Source organism: Devosia alba (genome assembly GCF_039938915.1).
In the GTDB taxonomy this organism is placed as follows: domain Bacteria; phylum Pseudomonadota; class Alphaproteobacteria; order Rhizobiales; family Devosiaceae; genus Devosia; species Devosia alba.
Map to the genome: position 1 here is coordinate 1 of NZ_JBDUUI010000117.1, position 253 is coordinate 253.

Genomic DNA, 253 nt, shown 5'->3' on the forward strand with positions numbered 1-253 from the left:
TGATAATCGTTCTTTTCTACAAAAATGTCAATATCATTATGGGCTCTTGACTGATATCCAAGAAGAGCATCTACACCCCAGCCACCATCAAGAAAGACTTTAATCTCCGCATCTATTGCAAATTGAAGAATCTGTTTTACATCTGTTATATTGACCATCTTATCATCTCCACAAATTCTAATTAGGCGACCAGAGGAACTGCTGGTCTGTTTGATAAATCTCTGCATTTAGCAGTTTTCAATGTTGCCAAAAC

The 253-nt window shown here is 36.8% G+C and carries 1 protein-coding gene; it reads right to left on the reverse strand.

Annotated features, from left to right (window positions below):
- On the reverse strand, positions 1 to 158 hold a 158-nt coding region (locus ABFY71_RS18995; RefSeq protein ID WP_431021560.1), incomplete at its 3' end, for a nucleotidyltransferase domain-containing protein.
- Positions 159 to 253 lie beyond the last annotated feature (95 nt).